Raw genomic sequence first — 18,345 nt, forward strand, 5'->3', positions numbered from 1 at the left:
CCATTGATTGAAAGAGCTCCCAGCAATGGGAGCTTTTTTGTTATGGGCCTCCTGATGGTGTCCCATGGCTGCTTTGTGCGGGTATCCTAGTGCCAACGTGTGCCCATCGGAGGAGAGACCATGCTGTTATCCGGTATTATCGCTGCCCTTACGAGCCTTCTACTTCCCATCATCATTTTGTTGCTACTGCTTCCCAACGCCTGCTATGTCGTTGAACAGCAGCATGCTGTGATCATCGAGCGCCTGGGCAAGTTTAACCGCATCGTCAACGCGGGTTTCCACATGAAGGTGCCCGTGATCGACCGCAAGGCCGCCACGGTGAGTCTGCGCACCATGAAAAACGGTTTTGGGATCGACGTTAAGACCCAGGACAACGTGACTATCGGCCTTGAGGTCTCTGCTCAGTACCACGTGAGCTATGACATGGGAGCCGGCCCGGCAGATTCGGGCATCTACAAGAGCTACTACATGCTGCAGGAGCCCGTCGACCAGATGCGCGACTTCATTACCGATGCCCTGCGCTCTTCCATCCCTGTCTATACCCTTGATGAGGTCTTTGCTAAGAAGGATGACATTGCCAAGGACGTCAACGCCACCGTATCCGAGCAGATGGCCGCCTACGGCTTTACCCTCGTGTCGACGCTCATCACCAAGATCGCGCTGCCGACCGAGGTCGAGAACTCTATGAATGACATCAACGCCGCCCAGCGTAAGCGCGCTGCTGCGCAGGAGCTCGCTGAGGCCGACCGCATCAAGCGCGTTACCGAGGCGACCGCCGAGGCCGAGGCAATGGAAAAGGCGGGCGAAGGCATCGCCAACCAGCGCAAGGCCATCGCGCTGGGTATCAAGGATTCGCTCGAGATTATCCAGGAGACGGGCGTCGGCAACGATGAGGCCAACCAGCTGTTCATGTTTACGCAATGGTCCGAGATGATGACGGAGTTCGCTCGCACGGGTAAAACATCGACGGTCGTGCTGCCGAGCGACTTTTCGCAGTCGGCCTCTATGTTCGAGCAGATGCTGACCGCCGGCAAAGTTCAAAACGATTCGAAGGAGTAGGCGCGCGTGAAGTGCACCGTTGTATGCGTCGGTAAGCTCAAAGAGCGTTTTTGGAAGGATGCCTGCGCCGAGTACACCAAGCGCCTGGGCGCCTATGCCAAGGTGGATATGCGCGAGGTGGCCGATATCGACCCGGCCAAGGCGGGCGGCGTGGATGCCGCGCGCGACAAGGAGGGAGCGGCGATTCTTGCAGCCCTGCCGCCCCGAGCGCATGTGATTCTGCTGGCCATTGAGGGCAAAGAGCGCTCGAGTGAGGAACTCTCGGCGCGGCTCGATGATCTTATGTTGCGAGGCAACAGCGACATCGCCTTTGTGATTGGCGGATCGGACGGCGTGAGCGACGATGTTCGCTCACGAGCTGACGAAATGCTCAGCTTTGGACGCATTACCTTGCCGCATAACTTGGCGCGCGTGGTGCTGCTGGAGCAGGTCTACCGCGCCTGCAAGATTAGCCGTGGTGAGCCGTATCACAAATAGGTCGGCAACACGAAACAATGCCGTGGGACAATAGCTCTCGATTTGAAGAACCTGTCTGAGAGGACTATGAGATATGAAGATTGGATTTGTCGGTTTTGGCAATATGGCGAGCGCTATGGCCGATGGCTGGATTGCCGCCGGTGTGGCTGCGAGCGACATGTGTGCCTGCGCGGGCCGCTACGATGCCCTGGTTGAGCGCTGTGAGGCGCGTGGGATACTTGCCTGTCGTGATGCGGCGGAGGTTGTCGCTGTATCCGATATCGTGGTTGCTGCGGTCAAGCCGCACATGATCGAGAAGGTCTTCGCTCCGCTCAAGGATACTCTTGCCGATAAGGTCGTCCTTTCGGTCGCCTGGACTTGGGACAGTGTCAAGTGGGAGCAGGTCCTGCCGGGTGTCGCGCACATCTCGACGGTCCCCAATACACCGGTTTCGGTGGGCGAGGGCGTCATCGCCTGCGAGAAGTCCTCTACGCTCAACGGCGAGCAGCGTGCCGTGGTCCTCGACCTGCTCGGAAAGCTTGGCACTGTCGTTGAGCTCGATACGAGCTTGCTGTTTGTGGGCGGTACCGTGGGCGGTTGCGCCCCGGCATTTGTTGCCATGGCGATTGAGGCCCTGGGCGACGCGGCCGTCAAGCACGGCATTCCGCGCGCCGACGCCTATCGCATTGTGAGCCAGATGGTTCTGGGTACGGCGAAACTGCAGCTTGCAACTGGGCAGCATCCTGCGGCGATGAAGGATGCCGTGTGCTCGCCCGGCGGCGCAACCATCAAGGGCGTCGTCGCGCTCGAGGACGCCGGCATGCGCAGCGCCCTGGTCAAGGCCATCGACGCCACCCTTCAGTAAACCTGCCATTTAGGGACAGGTTTATTTTGGCAGGTTTTTCCTGCGGTTTTATCTCTATAGCGAAAAGCGCCCCGCAACCGGGTTGATACCGGTTGCGGGGCGCTTGCGTTTGCCCAGATAAAACCGACCAAAATAAACCTGTCCCTAAATGGCAGGTTAGTCCCAGAAGCTGTCTTGATCTTCTTCGGATTTGGGCCCGCGGTCGACGTAGAGCTTATGGGTGCGCTTCTCCATTACAAAGGCAAGAATCGCAAACAGCAGGATGCCGCCGGCGAAAAGGATGGCAAAACCGGTGCGGGTGCCAAACAAAAAGGAAAAAACTGCGTCCATTGGGTGCCTTCTTGCGTAGTTGAGTTGGGTCGTAAACGCTCATAAGTATATACTTGCCCATACATGTACAAGGTTGCAACCTAAATGGAATGTATATCGCCGGAGGATCTAATGCTTGATATCAAGTTTGTTCGCGAGAACCCCGATGCCATCGATACCGCCATGGCTAACCGCCAGACGTCTTGGGATCGCGAGAAGTTCTTTGAGCTCGACGATGAGCGTCGTGCCGTCATCACCGAGGTCGAGGAGCTCCAGGCCACGCGTAATGCCGAGTCCAAGAAGATCGGCGCCCTGATGAAGGAGGGCAAGAAGGACGAGGCCGAGGCCGCCAAGGAGGCCGTGCGCGCCGTCAACGAGAAGATCGACGGTCTGGCCGAGCGCCGCACCGCTCTCGAGCAGGAGCAGTACGACTTTATGGCTCACCTGCCCAACATTCCTTGCGAGGCCACCCCGTACGGCAAGGACGAGGACGAGAACATCGAGCGCCGTCGTTGGGGCACCCCGCGCGTGTTCGACTTCGACTTTAAACCGCACTGGGATCTGGGCACCGACCTCGACATCCTCGACTTCGAGCGCGGCAACAAGCTCTCCGGTAGCCGCTTCACCGTTCTCGGTGGCGCCGGCGCCCGTCTGGAGCGCGCCCTCATCAACTTCTTCCTCGATACGCACACCAGCCGTGGTTTTAAGGAGTGGTGGCCGCCCATCGTCGTCAAGCGCCAGACCATGTTTGGCACGGGCCAGCTGCCCAAGTTCGAGGACGACGCCTATCATGTCTCGGGCGATAACTTCCTGATCCCCACCGCCGAGGTCGTGCTTACCAACCTGCACGCCGGCGAGGTTCTCGATGCCGACACCCTGCCGCGCCGCTACACCGCCTTCACCCCCTGCTTCCGCGAGGAGGCCGGCTCCGCTGGTCGCGACACCCGCGGCATCATCCGCCAGCACGAGTTCGACAAGGTCGAGATGGTCAAGTTTGCCAAGCCGGAGGAGTCCGACGAGGAGCTCGAGAGCATGACCGCCGAGGCCGAGTTCCTGCTTCAGCAGCTGGGTCTTCCGTATCGCGTGATTAGCCTGTGCACCGGCGACCTGGGCTTCTCTGCCCGTCAGACCTACGACATCGAGGTCTGGCTGCCGAGCTACAACGCCTACAAGGAGATTAGCTCCTGCTCCAACTGCGGCGACTTCCAGGCTCGCCGCGCCAACATCAAGTATCGCGATCCCGAGAACTTCAAGGGCTCGCGCTACCTGCACACCCTTAACGGTTCCGGTCTGCCGGCTGGCCGCACTATGGCCGCCATTCTGGAGAACTACCAGAACGCCGACGGCACCATTACGATCCCCGAGGTTCTGCGTCCTTACATGGGCGGCCTCGAGAAGATCGAGCCGGTCGCGTAGGTTTGCTGCATAAGCGATTTTCGGGGGCGCCCCTATCCGGGGCGCCTTTTTTGTGCGCGGAGCCTTACCATGCCGCGCGGACAGCTCAATAGAAAATACACGAACAAATGTTCTGTATACGGTCGTCTACCTGCTATGCTTTTACTAGATACGAGCGAGAGAAGGGGATGTGATGGACCTGTTTGATGAGCGGGTAGTTTTGTTTGAGAGCGATGAAGGTGGGGAGCACCTGCTAGTTACGTGTGAGCCATCGGGTATGGGTGGCTTGGTGGTGAGGCAAACGAGCGAGGGTCCGTTGACCCAATGGTGCTTTGAGGAGTCACCACATGTAGTTGAGACCTTTGTGACGCACAAAGGGCTTACAACACTCGAACGGTTCTATGGAGTCGGGACTTCTAACCAGGTGGCACGCATGCTGAGTATCTCGTTTGCCGAGTATGATTGCGCCCAGCGGGTGCGCTCGCTATTGAGGGATCTCGGTGTTGGGTTCGATGTGGTTGAAAAGCCGATCGATCGTATGGGAAACGGTGATACATGCGGAGCTGCATGAGGAAAATGGTCTAGAAAAAAATCAAGATTGTGCTTGACTCCAATTAACTAAAATGGTTTCATATGTCTTGCGCTGCGGCGTTACCTCAGCTGGATAGAGGGTCTGACTACGAATCAGAACGTCATAGGTTCGAATCCTATACGCCGCACCAATCGAACTTGAAGCCTCCGGCAACGGGGGCTTTTCTTTTTTGGAAGCCATGCACGGATTCGAACCTCGGTCGAGGCGCGAGCGTAAAGAAAACGCGGAGCGTTTTTAGCGAGCGGGCGAGCGCGCCGGCAGGCGGGCGAAGCCGGTGCGGATCCGCGAAGCGGATGCGCGGAATCCTATACGCCGCACCAATCGAACTTGAAGCCTCCGTCAACGGGGGCTTTTCTTTTTTGGAAGCCATGCATGGATTCGAACCTCGGTCGAGGCGCGAGCAGCATAATCGCCACATCGTAAAATTTTTTCAAATTGTCGCTTGACCCGTCGGGGCCTCGCGTGCATAATAATCCGTGCGTTGCGGCGTTACCTCAGCTGGATAGAGGGTCTGACTACGAATCAGAACGTCATAGGTTCGAATCCTATACGCCGCACCAATTGACTTTAAAGCTCCCGGCAACGGGGGCTTTTCTTTTTTGGAAGCCATGCACGGATTCGAACCTCGGTCGAGGCGCGAGCGTAAAGAAAACGCGGAGCGTTTTTAGCGAGCGGGCGAGCGCGCCGGCAGGCGGGCGAAGCCGGTGCGGATCCGCGAAGCGGATGCGCGGAATCCTATACGCCGCACCAATTGACTTTAAAGCTCCCGGCAACGGGGGCTTTTCTTTTACGCCGCCATTCGACCCCAGATATTCGACTGGAATCGTGCGCCTCCGCCCGCGGGAGACTATTTCTTATCGACTCGTGTAAGATTCCGAGTAGATGTCGCGGTCCGTCCGCGACCACTCCTTCGCTATACGACCGATCAGGGTGATATTTCGTGGCAGAGCGTCCGACATACAAGCTCAGGTTTCTCGACCCCAAAAAGCGTTTTCCATCGATGCCAGAGCAACCCGCGGGGCGCTCGTATGGTGTTGTCTGGAAAGTTTTTGGCGAGGATCCTAAAGAGTCTTGCTACGTCGTCGAATTCGTAGGCAAAAGCCACATATCGCTTTTGGGCTACGTGAGCGTGTCAGGTGAGGTCTATAAGGTTGACGGCCCTGTTCAGAAAGTGCCATTGCCCAAGAACCCCGACATGAAATTGGTCCTTGACGAGTCCGATTCCAGTGTTGGCGAGATTTTGGTGCGGGGAGCCAACGGTGCAATGCGCGCTTGCGCGCGAACGGTCGGCTCTCCCGAAGAGGCCATGCGTGAGCAGTCCGACCACGAGACATGGAATTCGAGCCGTGCTCTCCCTTATGGCGAGTTTATGGCCTCGATGTTCTTGCGCTACGTGATATTTGCCGACCCCAAAAACGCTCTTGCGAACACGGTACCTGCCGACGAGCTCGATGAGGGTATAAAAAACACCGCCAACAAGATCAAACTCGTAAAGTTGCCCGAGCCGGTCGAGGTGTTTTTGGGCTTTAACACGGCACCGCTCCCCGATGCTATCGAGACGCTGCTCTACCGCGTTGACCATGCCGACAATCCGAGCGGTATCGAGCGTTATGCCGCCGCCCTTATGAGCGAGGTCGATTTGCCCCGACTGCGCACCATCGCTGCCAAGTCCGAGATGGGCCTAGCGCGTATCGACCGCTCAAAGCTGTTCTATCTCAATTTTGATCGTAGCCTGCTGGACCAGGACGAGATTGACATGCTGCTTGCTATCGAGTGTCGTCTTAACCGCCTCTCCGGCATCCTTGAGCGTATTGGGGCCGGATTGGCCCCTGCGGCATCCTCGCCGAGCCTTGAGGGCTGCGCGCTCTTTGACGCGTGGCATATTGCCAAGACGACCAGCGATGTCCCCCGACTGCTCGATACGGCCTCGAGTGACAACCCGTGGGGCAAACCGGGTACGGTAGCTTGCCAGCCAGGCGGTGAGTGGGACGTGCGCACCCGTTTTGCGCGCGCGGTCGAAGCCCTCAACGTGGTCACGCGGCTTGACTATACCTATCGGGCAAACGTTGCCGAGGGGATTATGCTCGTTCGGTTTGGGCGCTCGGTCGTGGATGCCATGCCCCAACGTGAATACGACGCCCAGGATGACGTCTGGCGTGAGTTGGACGAGGACGTCCGTGCGATTTGGGCCACCGAGCACGATGCGCGCGTGGCGCTCACGCTGGCAGCGGCTTGTTTTGCTGCCGGTGCCAGCATTACGCGCTGCTACGTTCAGATTGCGGCTCCCGATGGCGAGCAGGGCGAGCGCATTGTTGCAACATATTCCTTTGGGCGTGCGGCCTATCTGGCCAATTGTGTTCCCGCCGCTAAGAATTTTGAAAGCATGGATATGGATGATATGCCGTGCAAGCGCATGCTTGAGGCATATGAGTCGGACGCGCCGGATGCGATTGAGCCCGCTGAGGTTCATGCTCGCCCGCGTGACGACCACCGTTCGCTGCCGCCGGCGTTGCGCGACCTGCTGCTTGCCGATACGGCTGATGAGCTTGAGGTTATGGAGGAGGGCGATGACCCGTATGTGGCGCGCGTCGCTGAGTTGCGCGAGCGGGCAAAAGTCGACCGCGCGGGTGCGTTTGAGGGCTTTTCCCGTCTTGTTGAGGAGCTGGAGGCCAAGTGCGCCGTTGCCGAGCTTTTGGCGACAGGACCGGTCCAGACGCTGTTCTGCGACAACCAACTGGTGCGTATGGTGCTGCCGGTAATGGAGGAAGACCGCTCCGTTCGTATTTTGCGCGCTCCCGATGCGCTGTACTTTGCCCAGCATGAGATTTGCAGCTTTTACGCCGATCAGGAGGATTTTGAGCGGGCATTGCCCGAGGTGCGTCATCTTTACGACCTGGCGCGCTCATCCATGCAATCACACTTTGCACTCATCAACGTGCTGGCGCGTCTGGAGCGCTATGACGAGGTCATTGAGGTGGCGCGCCACGGCCTGCGCATTGCCAGTGACCGTTCCTCAATCGGCTACCTGTTCTATCGCCTAGCGTTTGCCTACTGGAACTGCGATCAGCTCGAGCTGGCGTTGGCGTGCTACCGCTTGGTACCGCGCGGCGAGGAGTCGGGTAGCAACGCACTGGAGGAAATGCAGGGCCTTATGAACGAGATGGGTGTCAATGAGCCACCGACGTTCGAGGAAGCGGTTGAGACCATCAGTAAGGCGGGGCTCGAACTGCCGCCGGTGCCCGCCGTGTCCAACCAGCTGGCAGACGCGGCTGTGCAGCTGGTCGATAACGGTTTCTTTTTCCTGGCACGCGTCTGCATCTTCCAAATGTGGCGCACGATGGGAAACGATGAGCTCGGCTCCCTCAGCCGGTCGTTGGGATAGGGGTTTGATTTATGGGGGAGGAAAGCCGGCCGGCCAATTATCAAAATTTCCCCTTGCCCGGATTCGAGTGTTTGGTTACTATGGAACGGCTGTTACGGAGAGCTGACCGAGAGGCCGAAGGTGCTCGCCTGCTAAGCGAGTATGCCCCAAAAGGGCATCTGGGGTTCGAATCCCCAGCTCTCCGCCAGTATGACTTGAAAGAAGGGTCCCATTTGGGGCCCTTTTTTGATTAGAAGAATGTTAACTGGGGATTCGAACCCGAGAGGGCACGGGCGTTAAGCAAACGCGAAAGCGTTTGTCGCCCGTGGGCGAAAAGCCGCTAGGCTTTGAAGCCGGAGGGCATGCGTAGCATGCCCGGACATCCCCAGCTCTCCGCCAGTACGAATTTGAAGAAGGGCTCCGTAAGGGGCCCTTTTTGGTATGGAGAACGTTAGCTGGGGATTCGAAACCTCAAAAAATGAGGCGCCCCGTTGGACGCCTCATTTGGTTCGATGTGATATCGCTTTGGCCCTACACCTCAGGAGCCTTGGCTACGGTCTCGCTCTCGGCTGTGAGCGGGCGGTTGTCGATGCGGCGGCCCAGGCGGTCGAGCTTCACGAGCAGCCACTCGATGGGATTGGGCCCCGTTCCTTCCTCGTCGGCAACCAGGTCCATGACGGCAATCTTGGTGCCGTCCTGCTTAAGCGTAACGCTGCCCACCTTATCGCCAACATGCACCGTGCCCGAAAGGTCATCGTAGCTAACCTTTTCGGTCACTTCGCCGGCGAGTGAGAACACCGTTGCCTGCGCGGTGGGGTCGGCAAGCGTGGCGTCGATCGTTTTGTCTGTCCAGTCGGTTTGGCTGACACGTGCCATCAGCGGGTTTCCGTTGGCGGTCTTCTTTTGCGTATTGGCGATTTCGACCGTTACCTTGTGGTCGTAATACCAACTAGCAAGTGTGGCCGTATCGGCAAAACGCTGGTCGGTGGTGCTGGAGTTCAAGACAACGGTATAGATCTCGTCGCCATCGCGATTGTAGGCGCTTGCAAAGCAGTATCCGGCATCGTCGGTGGTGCCGGTCTTACCGCCGATATTGCCGTCTTGGTCCAATAAAACATTGTGCGTTTCCATGGAATGCGAATGATCGGAGCCGTCGGCGCCCGTCACTTCGATCCAGGGATCTTTGCTCGCCATGACTTCGCGAATCGTGTCGTCCTTCATGGCCTCTTGCATCATCAATGCCACATCGTGTGCGGTTGAATGCATATCGCCGGCCCATTCGTCAAAATCCAGCCCGTGCGGGTTCTCGAAGAGCGTTCCCGTGCAGCCGAGCTTCTTGGCCTGCTCGTTCATGGCTTTTACAAACGTAGCGACGGCATCTTTGGTCTTGGGGTCAAGTTTTTTGCCCACGTGTTCGGCAAGCGCGATGGCGGCGTCGTTGCCCGAGGGGATCATCAGGCCGCGCAGCGCTTGCTCGACGGTGAGCTCGTCGCCTTCGAGGAGTCCCGCGGTCGAGTTGCCTACGGCTGCCGCCGCGTTGCTCACGGTGATTTTCTCGTCCATTTTGCAGTTCTCGACCGCGAGGATTGCAGTCATGACCTTGGTGATCGAGGCGATTTTGACTTGCTCGTCGGCGCTACGGGCATAGTAGACGGTGCCGTTTTTACCCATGACAAACGCATTGGAGGCATCGATATCGGGCAGGTCTTCGGCTGCAATGCCGCGTGCATCGGCGGCTTTGCCGCAGATGTTATCGGTCGTGAGCACTTGGGCGCCGGCGACGGACGGAATACCGGCGACAAGGGCGACGGCGCAGGCAAGGCCAACGGTCAGCTGCGCGGAACGCTTTACAAGAGGGGTAAGATGCTTCACTGATTTCGCTTTCGACGGGATGGTCTCCTTTGGCTCTAGAGTATATCGTTTACCGGCTGTGCCGCTTGGGGTTTGGCGCGTAAGGTTTATCTTCGTGTCTGAGCGGACGCTTGGGTGTGCACGGTCGATATGATTGCCCGTCGCGTATCGAGGAGGTCCTTACAAATACTTGACAATACCCTCACGCATATATGAGCTGCGATTTTTACTATCGATACTGCTGATTTGATATCAATGTGGAGGTATGCGGTATGACGGCTGCTGCGGCTGTGGGGCCCACGGAGCTCGAGGAGCTAATGGAAGCGCAGGCCGAGGCCGCGCATGAGCGCGAAGTTGGGGATGCGACTCGCCCCACGGCAGAGGACCTTGCCGCCTCGCCGACGCGCATCGATGTCGAGGGCCTCGACCTGTTCTATGGAGATCACCACGCGCTTAAGGATGTGTCCATCAAGATCCGCGACAAGCAGATTACCTCGTTTATCGGTCCTTCGGGCTGCGGCAAGTCGACGTTGCTGCGTTGCTTTAACCGCATGAACGACGGCATCAAGGACTGCCGCATCGAGGGCAAGATTGCGCTCGATGGTCAAGATATCCTGGGCGATTACGACATCTGCCGCCTTCGCCAGCGCGTGGGCATGGTGTTCCAGCGCCCCAACCCGTTTCCCATGAGCATCTACGACAACGTCGCCTACGGCCCTCGCGGTATGGGTGTGCGCGATCGCGCTGTGCTGGATGAGCTGGTCGAGGATTCCCTGCGCCGCGCTGCCCTGTGGGACGAAGTCAAGGACAAACTCAAGGAGTCTGGTCTGGGGCTTTCGGGCGGACAGCAGCAGCGCCTGTGCATCGCCCGCGCACTTGCCGTGCAGCCCGATATTCTGCTGATGGACGAGCCGACCTCGGCGCTCGATCCCGTGTCGACGCTCGTGGTGGAGCAGCTGGCCTGCGAGCTCAAAGAGACCTGCACGCTCGTGGTCGTTACACACAATATGCAGCAGGCGGCGCGCATATCCGATTCCGTCGCGTTTTTCTTGCTAGGTGAGTTGGTGGAGCACGCGCCCACCGCTCAGCTTTTCAAAAATCCTACCGACCCGCGTACGGCAGATTATTTGACGGGACGTTTTGGCTGATACCATCTAGTAAAGGTACCTTTAGGATTAAGATGCGGTCATGCCTGCCGCAAAGGGGTTCAACATGATCTATTACGTCGAGGACGATGATAACATCAGGGATTTGACGGTCTATGCACTGCGCAAGCAGGGGATCGAGGCCGAAGGCTTTTCGTGCGACGGTGAGTTTAAGGCTGCCGTGGCGCGACGGGTGCCCGATGCCGTGCTGCTCGATATCATGCTGCCCGATACCGATGGCTTGGCGATTATGCGTCGCCTGCGTGCCGATCGCCTGACGGAGACGGTGCCCATCATGATGCTTACCGCCAAGGATACCGAGCTCGACAAGGTGATGGCGCTCGATGGCGGTGCCGACGATTATCTGACTAAGCCGTTTTCGCTCATGGAGCTTGCGAGCCGCTGCCGCGCACTGCTGCGTCGCGGCGGCATGGTCAAGCAGGCGAGCGATGTGCTCAGCGTGGGCGATATCGTGCTTTCGCCCAGCCATCGCGAGGTGACCGTTGCCGGCGAGCCGCTTAAGCTCACCCTGCGCGAGTTCGACCTGCTCGAGTACCTCATGCGCAAGCCCGGCGTGGTCTTTACCCGCGAGTCGTTGCTGCAGAGCGTGTGGGGCTGGGACTTCGACGGCGGTTCGCGCACCGTTGACGTGCACGTGCAGACGCTTCGCCAAAAACTGGGCGAGCATGCCAGCGCCATCGAGACCGTGCGCGGCGTGGGCTACCGTTTGGCCGAGCCTTCTGCCGGTGACGGTGCCGAAGGTGACGACACCGCGGCCACCGCATCGGAGGAGTAACCCGTGGTCTTCGCCCCCCAGGGAAAACATACGCTGTCGCACCGCGTTTTTGTGACGATCTTTGTTTGCGCCATGGCGGTTATCGTGGCGTTTACGGTGCTGGGTGCGTTCTTTGTGCAAAACACCTTGGCGGATGCCACGAGTGCCAATCTGGCGCAGGAAACCGAGCTCATTGCTGCCGCCCTCGACGAACAGCAGGAGCCCATCCCGTTCTTGCGTAGCCTCGATCGCGAGGACTTGCGCATTACGCTGATTAACAAGGATGGATCGGTTGCCTACGACAACGAGGCGTCGCCTTCCTCACTGCCCAACCATGGCGATCGCCCCGAGGTCATCGAGGCCTTTGAGAGTGGTTTGGGTTCCGCGGAGCGCGCAAGCTCTACGCTCGACGAGATTATGCTGTATCGCGCCGTCGCCCTTGATAACGGCCAGGTTGTCCGCTTGGCGCAAGCCCAGCCTGGCGTTGCGGCGATTTTGCTGTCGATGGTGGCGCCGATGCTGCTTATCGCAGCAGCGGGTGCAGTACTCTCGTTTTTTATGGCGCGCCGCGAGTCCCGTGCAATCATCGCGCCGTTGCAAGAGGTGGATTTGGACCACCCACGCCGTAGCTATGAGCACGCCTATGCCGAGATGGTCCCCATGCTTGAGCGTATCGAGTCGCAGCGCCAGGAACTCAAGCGCCAAATGGCGGTGCTAGCGGACAACGACCGAATGCGCCGTGAGTTCACGGCCAATATCACCCATGAGCTCAAGACCCCGCTTACCGCGATTTCGGGCTATGCCGAGCTTATTGCAAACGGCATGGTTGAGGGCGAGGACGACTTGCGCAACTTTGGTGGCCGCATCTATCGCGAGGCGGGCCGCCTGGCGGCGCTCGTCAACGACATTCTTACGCTTTCCAACTTGGACGAGGCGGAGCGAGCATCCGAGGGCGAGGCGGTGCCCATTGGGTCCACAGAACCCATCGAGCTCTCTCGCGCCATTTTGACGGTGGAACAGCGTCTTGAGCAAGTTGCCCGGCAGTCGAATGTGACCATTGGGCACGAGACGAAGCCCATGGTGATCGAAGGCGTGCCGCGCCTGATTGACGAGCTGATCTACAACCTTGCAAGCAACGCCATTCGCTACAACCGACCTGGCGGTACGGTCACGCTGCGCTGCGGGACCAATGACGAGGGTCATCCGTACCTGTCTGTTGCCGATACGGGTATCGGTATTGCGCCCGAGGAGCAGGGTAAAGTGTTCGAGCGTTTTTATCGCGTGGACAAGAGTCGTTCTAAGGCGCGTGGCGGAACCGGCCTGGGTTTGGCGATCGTCAAACACGCCGCTCTGTACCATCACGCCGCGATTGACCTGTCGAGTGAGCCGGGCGTGGGAACCACCATTACGGTAACGTTTCCCGTGCAACAAGAGGGACCGTTCGCGTAGCGGCATAGCAAAAACCGAGGATTAGACGGTACGCCCGCGCCTCCGCTGCCGCGTGAATTGTTGCGCAACTTACACGCGGACGCTGTATCTTATGTATAGAGCTCGGGTATGGCAGAAATATGCGATATTATACGAGCAGTTTTGTCGATACGAACTAGGGAAATGAAAGGCGAACCGCATGACCCTTCTTGAACTGTTCCAGCTGCTTAAAAAGCACCTCAAGCTGGTCATTGCCCTTCCGGTGGTCTGCGCGATCGCCATGGGCGTCGTCTCCTTCATCATGATGGACAACACCTACACCGCCACGACGAGCATGTACATTCTCGCCAAGACCGATGGCGGCCAGACGAGCTACTACAACGATCTGTCTGCAAGCCAGATGCTCTCCAACGACATCGCCACGCTGCTCGATAGCGACAGCGTCAAGAGCGGTGCCGCCAAGGAGCTGGGCCTTTCCAGCCTGGCCGACTATAAGGTGAGTGTTACGAGCGAGACCACGACCCGCGTTATCTCGCTGTCTGTGACCGGTGCCAGCCCCGATGGCGCTGCCGCTGTCGCTAACGCCATGGCCAACTCGGTTTCCACCGTCGCCCAGGACGTCGACGCCGCCCAGGCCGTCAACGTCATCGACAAGGCAAAGGTCCCCACCCAGCCCAGCGGCCCCAACCGCAAGCTCTACATTGCAGTTGCCGCCCTGGCCGGCCTGTTTGTCGCTGTCGCGATTGTTGTGCTGCTCGACATGCTCAACACGCGTGTCCGTTCTGTCGATGACGCCGTCGAGCTGCTCGGCGTGCCCGTTATCGGCCGTTTCCCCGTTGTGAAGGGCGGTAAGTAATCCATGGCCCGTAAAAAGAAGTCCGGCGATACCCTCGCCTTTAACAACGCAGCCAAGACGCTGCTCGCCAACATTCGCTTTGCGAGTGTCGATACGCCCATCAAGTCCATTACGGTGACCTCCTCCATTCCCAGCGAGGGCAAGTCCACCATCGCGCTCAACCTGGCCAAGGCCATCGCAACCAGCGGCAAGAGCGTTCTCCTGGTTGAGTGCGACATGCGCCACCACACACTTGCCAATATGCTGGGCGTCCGTCATGCCGGCGGCCTGTACGCCGTGCTTTCCGATCAGATGTCGATCGATGAGGCCGTTGTCGACACCGGTCAGCCCAACCTCTTTTTCCTCGACGCCGAGCCGCGCATTCCCAATCCGGCAGACATCGTTGCCTCGCGCCGCTTTGCCAAGCTTGTCGCCGCGCTGGAGGAAAAGTACCGGTACGTCATCTTTGATACGCCGCCCGTGGGCACGTTTGTCGACGCTGCCGAAGTCGCCGCGATCACCGACGGCACCATCTATGTCGTCCGCCAGGACTTTGCCAAGCGCAATGAGATTCTCGCTGCTTTCGATCAGCTCAACAAGGCCGAGGTCAACGTGATCGGTACGGTCATGAACTACTGCGAGACTTCGAGCCACGACTACTATTACTCGTATTATGGCGGGGATAAGGGGCAGAACAACGCTGCGGCGGGGGTTGATCCCACTGTTGGCGGCGCGGCTGCAACGGGCATCCCTGCGAAGGCGCAACGCTTTAAGAAATGAGCAACGACGCAGATAAGAGGGCGATATGCGAGACATCCATTGTCATATCCTGCCCGGAGTCGATGACGGCGCGGCGAACCTCGAGCAAAGCTTGGCGATGCTCGAGGCGGCCCGCGCCGTCGGCGTTACGCACATGGTGTGTACACCACACTGCCGGGACCCGTATTTTGACTTCGAAAAAATGTGGGAGGCCTATCGACTGCTTTGCGCGCATGCGGGCGATATGCATTTGCAGATGGGCTTTGAGGTCAATCATGCCAAGCTCATGGATTTGGGCATCGAATGGGCCGACCGCCTGCATTTCGATGACTCAAACGAGTTTTTGCTTGAGCTCTCGACGCGTGCTGATTCGTATGACTTTGAGGAATACGAGAACACGATCTACGACTTGCAGTGTCGCGGTTGCCAGGTGATTATTGCCCACCCTGAGCGCTACCGTGCCATTCAAAAGGACGTAAGCATTGCTAAGCGTCTGGTCGACATGGGCTGTAAGCTGCAGGCTTCTGCCGACTTTATTGCGGGTGGGCGCTTTGGTCGCGAGAAAAAGCCGGCGCAGCGCCTGTTCGACCAGAACTTGTACAGCTTTATCGCGAGTGACGCCCATAACGTGGGCCACTACGATTGCCTGGCAAAAGCGCGTGCGAAGTTTAGTGTGCGCGGGGCTCATTTTCGCTAAAATCTGTCCCTAACGTTCTTACTGAATGAAGGGGCCGCCTTGGATATCCAACTTAAGACAGGTTGCTTTGAGGACGCGGCGCTGGTGCGCCGCGCCGTTTTTATGGACGAACAGGGCTATGAAAACGAGTTTGACCAGATTGACGAGGACCCGGGCTGCGTCCATGTGACGCTGTATGTGGATGGCCAACTCACCGGCTGCTCGCGCGTGTTTCCCGAGGAGCTGGAGCGCGCGGCAGATGCGGAGGCTCCGGTGCCACCGGCGTGCGACTTGGACGAAGGCGTCGCCGCGGGGGAGACCTACATTATGGGGCGCGTCGCCGTGCTGCCGGCTATGCGTCGTCGCGGGTTGGCAAGCGCGATCGTCGAGGCCAGCGATACATGCGCACGCGATGCCGGCGCTAAACTTATTAAGCTGCACGCGCAGGAATACGTGTTGCCGCTCTATGAAAAGGCTGGCTACACACAAATTGCCCCGGTTGACTACGAAGACGAGGGCCAGCCCCATGCCTGGATGGCCAAGCGCGTAGATGGCAGATAGGGACGTTCCTTTCCTGTCGGCAGTTGGGGACACTCCTTGGCAATTGACGCATCGGAGTGCTCGGACATACAGTTTTTCGATTCCGCATGTATATATGCGCGCTAATGGGTTATAAAATCTAAGTCTGAACATAGCAGGTCTGCGATACGGCTCGGGTAACCGGGCTGTTTTTGCGGACGGGGGTAGCGCGAAAGGACTGCACATGCGTCAATTTAAGACCGAGAGCAAAAAGTTGCTCGACCTCATGATCAACTCCATCTACACCAACAAGGAAATCTTCCTGCGCGAGCTTATCTCTAACGCGAGCGACGCCGTCGACAAGCTCAATTTTAAGAGCCTGCAGGATCCGAGCGTCAAGCTCGACCAGGGCGACCTGGCCATTCGCGTCTCCTTTGATAAAGACGCCCGCACCATTACCATCTCGGATAACGGCATTGGCATGACCGCCGAGGAGCTCGAGCGCAACCTGGGCACCATCGCCCATTCCGGCTCCGAGGAGTTTAAGACCGAGAACGCCGAGCAGCAGGGTTCGGATGTCGACATCATCGGTCAGTTTGGCGTGGGCTTCTACTCGGCCTTTATGGTCGCCAGCCACGTGAAGGTGGTCAGCCGCGCTTATGGCGAGGATGTCGCCCATGTGTGGGAATCCGACGGTCTTGAGGGCTATACCATCGAGGACGGCGAGCGCGCCGAGCACGGCACCGATGTCATCCTGACGCTGCGCGAGAACGAGAAGCTCGACGCCGATGGCGAGGCCGAGACCTACGATCGCTTCCTGACCGAGTGGGGCCTCAAGAGCCTGATTCAGCAGTACAGCAACTATGTGCGCTACCCGATCCAAATGATGGTCTCCAAGAGCCGCCAGAAACCCAAGCCCGAGGACGCGCCGGAGGATTACAAGCCCGAGTACGAGGACTACCAGGAGCTCGAGACCGTTAACTCCATGACACCGATCTGGAAGAAGCGCAGCTCCGATGTTGAGCAGAAGGACTATGACGAGTTCTACAAGTCTACGTTCCACGACTTTGACGATCCTGCGCGCACCATCAGCTTCCACGCCGAGGGTACGCTCGAGTACGACGCCCTGCTGTTTGTGCCGGGCCGCGCGCCGTTCGATTTGTACAGCAAGGACTACGAGAAGGGCCTGGCGCTCTACAGCTCCAACGTCCTGATCATGGAGAAGTGCGACGACCTGCTTCCCGACTACTATAACTTTGTCCGCGGCGTCGTGGATTCCGCCGACGTGTCGCTCAACATCTCGCGCGAGACGCTGCAGCAGAACCGTCAGCTCAAGGCCATCGCCAAGCGTGTGGAAAAGAAGATTACCGCCGACCTTGAGGATATGCGTGACAACGACCGCGAGGCCTACGAGAAGTTCTTTGAGAACTTTGGCCGTGGCCTTAAGTACGGCATCTATTCGAGCTATGGCATGAAGGCCGATGAGCTCGCCGACCTGCTGCTGTTCTGGTCTGCCAAGGAGCAGAAGATGATTACCCTGGCCGAGTATGCCAAGGGCATGCCCGAAGATCAGAAGGCCATCTACTACGCCGCCGGCGACTCGCGTGAGCGCTTGACCAAGATGCCCGTGGTAAAGGGTGTGCTCGACCGCGGCTATGACGTGCTGCTGCTGACGCAGGATGTGGATGAGTTCACGTTCCAGGCTATGCGTGAGTACGTTGCCGTCGATATGCCCAAGATCTACGAGGACGACGCTGCCCGCGAGGCTGCCGAGAAGGCCGTTGCCGACGGTGCCGAGCCCGAGGTCGAAGATCGTCACCTGGAGCTCAAGAATGTCGCTACCGGCGATCTTGACCTGGCGACCGAGGACGAGAAGAAGGAGGCCGAGGACGCCACTAAGGAGAACGAGGACCTCTTTAGCGCCATGAAGGAGGCACTCGGTGACAAGGTCGAGAAGGTCGCTGTCTCTGCGCGCCTGACCGATGCTCCCGCGTGCATCACCACCGAGGGTCCGCTTTCGCTCGAGATGGAGAAGGTGCTTCAGAAGGGTCCCGAGGGTGCGCCCGACGGTATGCCCAAGAGCCAGCGTGTGCTCGAGCTCAACGCCAAGCACCCGGTCTTTGCCAAGCTCGTCGCTGCCCAGAAGGCGGGCGACGCCGACAAGATCAAGCAGTACTCCGGCCTGCTCTATGACCAGGCCCTGCTCGTCGAGGGTATTTTGCCCGAGGACCCCGTTGCCTTCGCGGCGGCTGTCTGCGAGCTTATGTAATTGGTTCCGCCGTTCTGCCGAACGGCGGAACGGCTCGACGCTGCGCGGGCA

At 58.7% G+C, this 18,345-nt stretch carries 16 protein-coding genes and 3 tRNA genes; 17 read left to right on the forward strand and 2 right to left on the reverse strand.

Translation table 11 applies throughout. From position 1 onward, the window contains the following. Positions 1 to 120: 120 nt before the first annotated feature. From ACQRC0_RS08120 to proC, 3 genes are all read left to right on the forward strand, one after another. The gene (locus ACQRC0_RS08120; protein ID WP_117848150.1) at positions 121 to 1,059 is read left to right on the forward strand and encodes an SPFH domain-containing protein; all 939 of its coding nucleotides are present in this window, start codon (positions 121 to 123) and stop codon (positions 1,057 to 1,059) included. 6 nt (positions 1,060 to 1,065) lie between these two features. Continuing rightward, on the forward strand, positions 1,066 to 1,536 hold the full coding sequence (rlmH, locus tag ACQRC0_RS08125) for a 23S rRNA (pseudouridine(1915)-N(3))-methyltransferase RlmH (RefSeq protein ID WP_370450649.1): 471 nt from the start codon (positions 1,066 to 1,068) through the stop codon (positions 1,534 to 1,536). A gap of 73 nt (positions 1,537 to 1,609) precedes the next feature. Next, complete coding sequence (proC, locus tag ACQRC0_RS08130; protein ID WP_427729161.1) at positions 1,610 to 2,380, forward strand: pyrroline-5-carboxylate reductase; 771 nt, start codon at positions 1,610 to 1,612, stop codon at positions 2,378 to 2,380. A 156-nt stretch (positions 2,381 to 2,536) separates the two neighbouring features. On the opposite strand, the gene ACQRC0_RS08135 is transcribed toward proC, so the two are convergent. Next, on the reverse strand, positions 2,537 to 2,710 hold the full coding sequence (locus tag ACQRC0_RS08135) for a DUF6724 family protein (protein WP_195838594.1): 174 nt from the start codon (positions 2,708 to 2,710) through the stop codon (positions 2,537 to 2,539). 111 nt (positions 2,711 to 2,821) lie between these two features. On the opposite strand from ACQRC0_RS08135, the gene serS reads away from it, so the two are divergent. The 6 genes from serS to ACQRC0_RS08165 all read left to right on the forward strand — a co-directional run bounded on the left by serS (position 2,822) and on the right by ACQRC0_RS08165 (position 8,245). Beyond that, entirely contained in the window at positions 2,822 to 4,105 is a 1,284-nt protein-coding gene (gene serS, locus ACQRC0_RS08140; RefSeq protein ID WP_427729163.1) for a serine--tRNA ligase, read from the forward strand. Positions 4,106 to 4,277: 172 nt separating this feature from the next. Further along, positions 4,278 to 4,655 carry a hypothetical protein gene (locus ACQRC0_RS08145; RefSeq protein WP_427729165.1) on the forward strand — a complete coding sequence of 126 codons (378 nt, stop codon included), beginning with the start codon at positions 4,278 to 4,280 and terminating at the stop codon, positions 4,653 to 4,655. A 74-nt stretch (positions 4,656 to 4,729) separates the two neighbouring features. Then, positions 4,730 to 4,806 (forward strand) — tRNA-Arg (locus tag ACQRC0_RS08150). A gap of 353 nt (positions 4,807 to 5,159) precedes the next feature. Next, positions 5,160 to 5,236: transfer RNA gene (locus ACQRC0_RS08155), tRNA-Arg, on the forward strand. 635 nt (positions 5,237 to 5,871) lie between these two features. Next, positions 5,872 to 8,058 (forward strand): tetratricopeptide repeat protein, encoded by a 2,187-nt coding sequence (locus ACQRC0_RS08160; protein ID WP_427729167.1) that lies wholly within the window; start codon positions 5,872 to 5,874, stop codon positions 8,056 to 8,058. 96 nt (positions 8,059 to 8,154) lie between these two features. After that, positions 8,155 to 8,245: transfer RNA gene (locus tag ACQRC0_RS08165), tRNA-Ser, on the forward strand. 323 nt (positions 8,246 to 8,568) lie between these two features. Here ACQRC0_RS08165 and ACQRC0_RS08170 read toward each other — a convergent pair. Further along, entirely contained in the window at positions 8,569 to 9,909 is a 1,341-nt protein-coding gene (locus ACQRC0_RS08170) for a D-alanyl-D-alanine carboxypeptidase family protein (RefSeq protein WP_427729169.1), read from the reverse strand. Between the two features lie 251 nt (positions 9,910 to 10,160). Here ACQRC0_RS08170 and pstB point away from each other — a divergent pair, with 251 nt between their 5' ends. The 8 genes from pstB to htpG all read left to right on the forward strand — a co-directional run bounded on the left by pstB (position 10,161) and on the right by htpG (position 18,294). Further along, the gene (gene pstB / locus ACQRC0_RS08175) at positions 10,161 to 11,036 is read left to right on the forward strand and encodes a phosphate ABC transporter ATP-binding protein PstB (RefSeq protein WP_427729171.1); all 876 of its coding nucleotides are present in this window, start codon (positions 10,161 to 10,163) and stop codon (positions 11,034 to 11,036) included. A 64-nt stretch (positions 11,037 to 11,100) separates the two neighbouring features. Then, the gene (locus ACQRC0_RS08180; protein WP_154517679.1) at positions 11,101 to 11,829 is read left to right on the forward strand and encodes a response regulator transcription factor; all 729 of its coding nucleotides are present in this window, start codon (positions 11,101 to 11,103) and stop codon (positions 11,827 to 11,829) included. 3 nt (positions 11,830 to 11,832) lie between these two features. After that, positions 11,833 to 13,257 carry a sensor histidine kinase gene (locus ACQRC0_RS08185; RefSeq protein WP_427729173.1) on the forward strand — a complete coding sequence of 475 codons (1,425 nt, stop codon included), beginning with the start codon at positions 11,833 to 11,835 and terminating at the stop codon, positions 13,255 to 13,257. Positions 13,258 to 13,435: 178 nt separating this feature from the next. Next, positions 13,436 to 14,092 (forward strand): YveK family protein, encoded by a 657-nt coding sequence (locus ACQRC0_RS08190; protein WP_154517680.1) that lies wholly within the window; start codon positions 13,436 to 13,438, stop codon positions 14,090 to 14,092. A 3-nt stretch (positions 14,093 to 14,095) separates the two neighbouring features. Further along, a complete protein-coding gene (locus ACQRC0_RS08195) occupies positions 14,096 to 14,851 on the forward strand; it encodes a CpsD/CapB family tyrosine-protein kinase (protein WP_427729176.1) in 756 nt (251 codons plus the stop codon). A 25-nt stretch (positions 14,852 to 14,876) separates the two neighbouring features. Further along, the gene (locus tag ACQRC0_RS08200; protein ID WP_427729178.1) at positions 14,877 to 15,527 is read left to right on the forward strand and encodes a tyrosine-protein phosphatase; all 651 of its coding nucleotides are present in this window, start codon (positions 14,877 to 14,879) and stop codon (positions 15,525 to 15,527) included. Between the two features lie 39 nt (positions 15,528 to 15,566). Then, the gene (locus ACQRC0_RS08205) at positions 15,567 to 16,067 is read left to right on the forward strand and encodes a GNAT family N-acetyltransferase (RefSeq protein WP_427729180.1); all 501 of its coding nucleotides are present in this window, start codon (positions 15,567 to 15,569) and stop codon (positions 16,065 to 16,067) included. Positions 16,068 to 16,269: 202 nt separating this feature from the next. Further along, complete coding sequence (htpG, locus tag ACQRC0_RS08210) at positions 16,270 to 18,294, forward strand: molecular chaperone HtpG (RefSeq protein ID WP_427719038.1); 2,025 nt, start codon at positions 16,270 to 16,272, stop codon at positions 18,292 to 18,294. The last annotated feature ends 51 nt before the right edge of the window (positions 18,295 to 18,345 follow it).

Origin of the sequence: Collinsella sp. SGI.033 (assembly GCF_050315135.1) — a bacterium.
GTDB lineage: Bacteria > Actinomycetota > Coriobacteriia > Coriobacteriales > Coriobacteriaceae > Collinsella.

Coding starts and splice junctions, on each gene's coding strand:
- ACQRC0_RS08120 (WP_117848150.1), top strand. CDS start 121: ATGCTGTTATCCGGTATTATCGCTGCCCTTACGAGCCTTCTACTTCCC.
- proC (WP_427729161.1), top strand. CDS start 1,610: ATGAAGATTGGATTTGTCGGTTTTGGCAATATGGCGAGCGCTATGGCC.
- ACQRC0_RS08135 (WP_195838594.1), bottom strand. CDS start 2,710: ATGGACGCAGTTTTTTCCTTTTTGTTTGGCACCCGCACCGGTTTTGCC.
- serS (WP_427729163.1), top strand. CDS start 2,822: ATGCTTGATATCAAGTTTGTTCGCGAGAACCCCGATGCCATCGATACC.
- ACQRC0_RS08145 (WP_427729165.1), top strand. CDS start 4,278: ATGGACCTGTTTGATGAGCGGGTAGTTTTGTTTGAGAGCGATGAAGGT.
- ACQRC0_RS08160 (WP_427729167.1), top strand. CDS start 5,872: ATGAAATTGGTCCTTGACGAGTCCGATTCCAGTGTTGGCGAGATTTTG.
- pstB (WP_427729171.1), top strand. CDS start 10,161: ATGACGGCTGCTGCGGCTGTGGGGCCCACGGAGCTCGAGGAGCTAATG.
- ACQRC0_RS08180 (WP_154517679.1), top strand. CDS start 11,101: ATGATCTATTACGTCGAGGACGATGATAACATCAGGGATTTGACGGTC.
- ACQRC0_RS08190 (WP_154517680.1), top strand. CDS start 13,436: ATGACCCTTCTTGAACTGTTCCAGCTGCTTAAAAAGCACCTCAAGCTG.
- ACQRC0_RS08195 (WP_427729176.1), top strand. CDS start 14,096: ATGGCCCGTAAAAAGAAGTCCGGCGATACCCTCGCCTTTAACAACGCA.
- ACQRC0_RS08200 (WP_427729178.1), top strand. CDS start 14,877: ATGCGAGACATCCATTGTCATATCCTGCCCGGAGTCGATGACGGCGCG.
- htpG (WP_427719038.1), top strand. CDS start 16,270: ATGCGTCAATTTAAGACCGAGAGCAAAAAGTTGCTCGACCTCATGATC.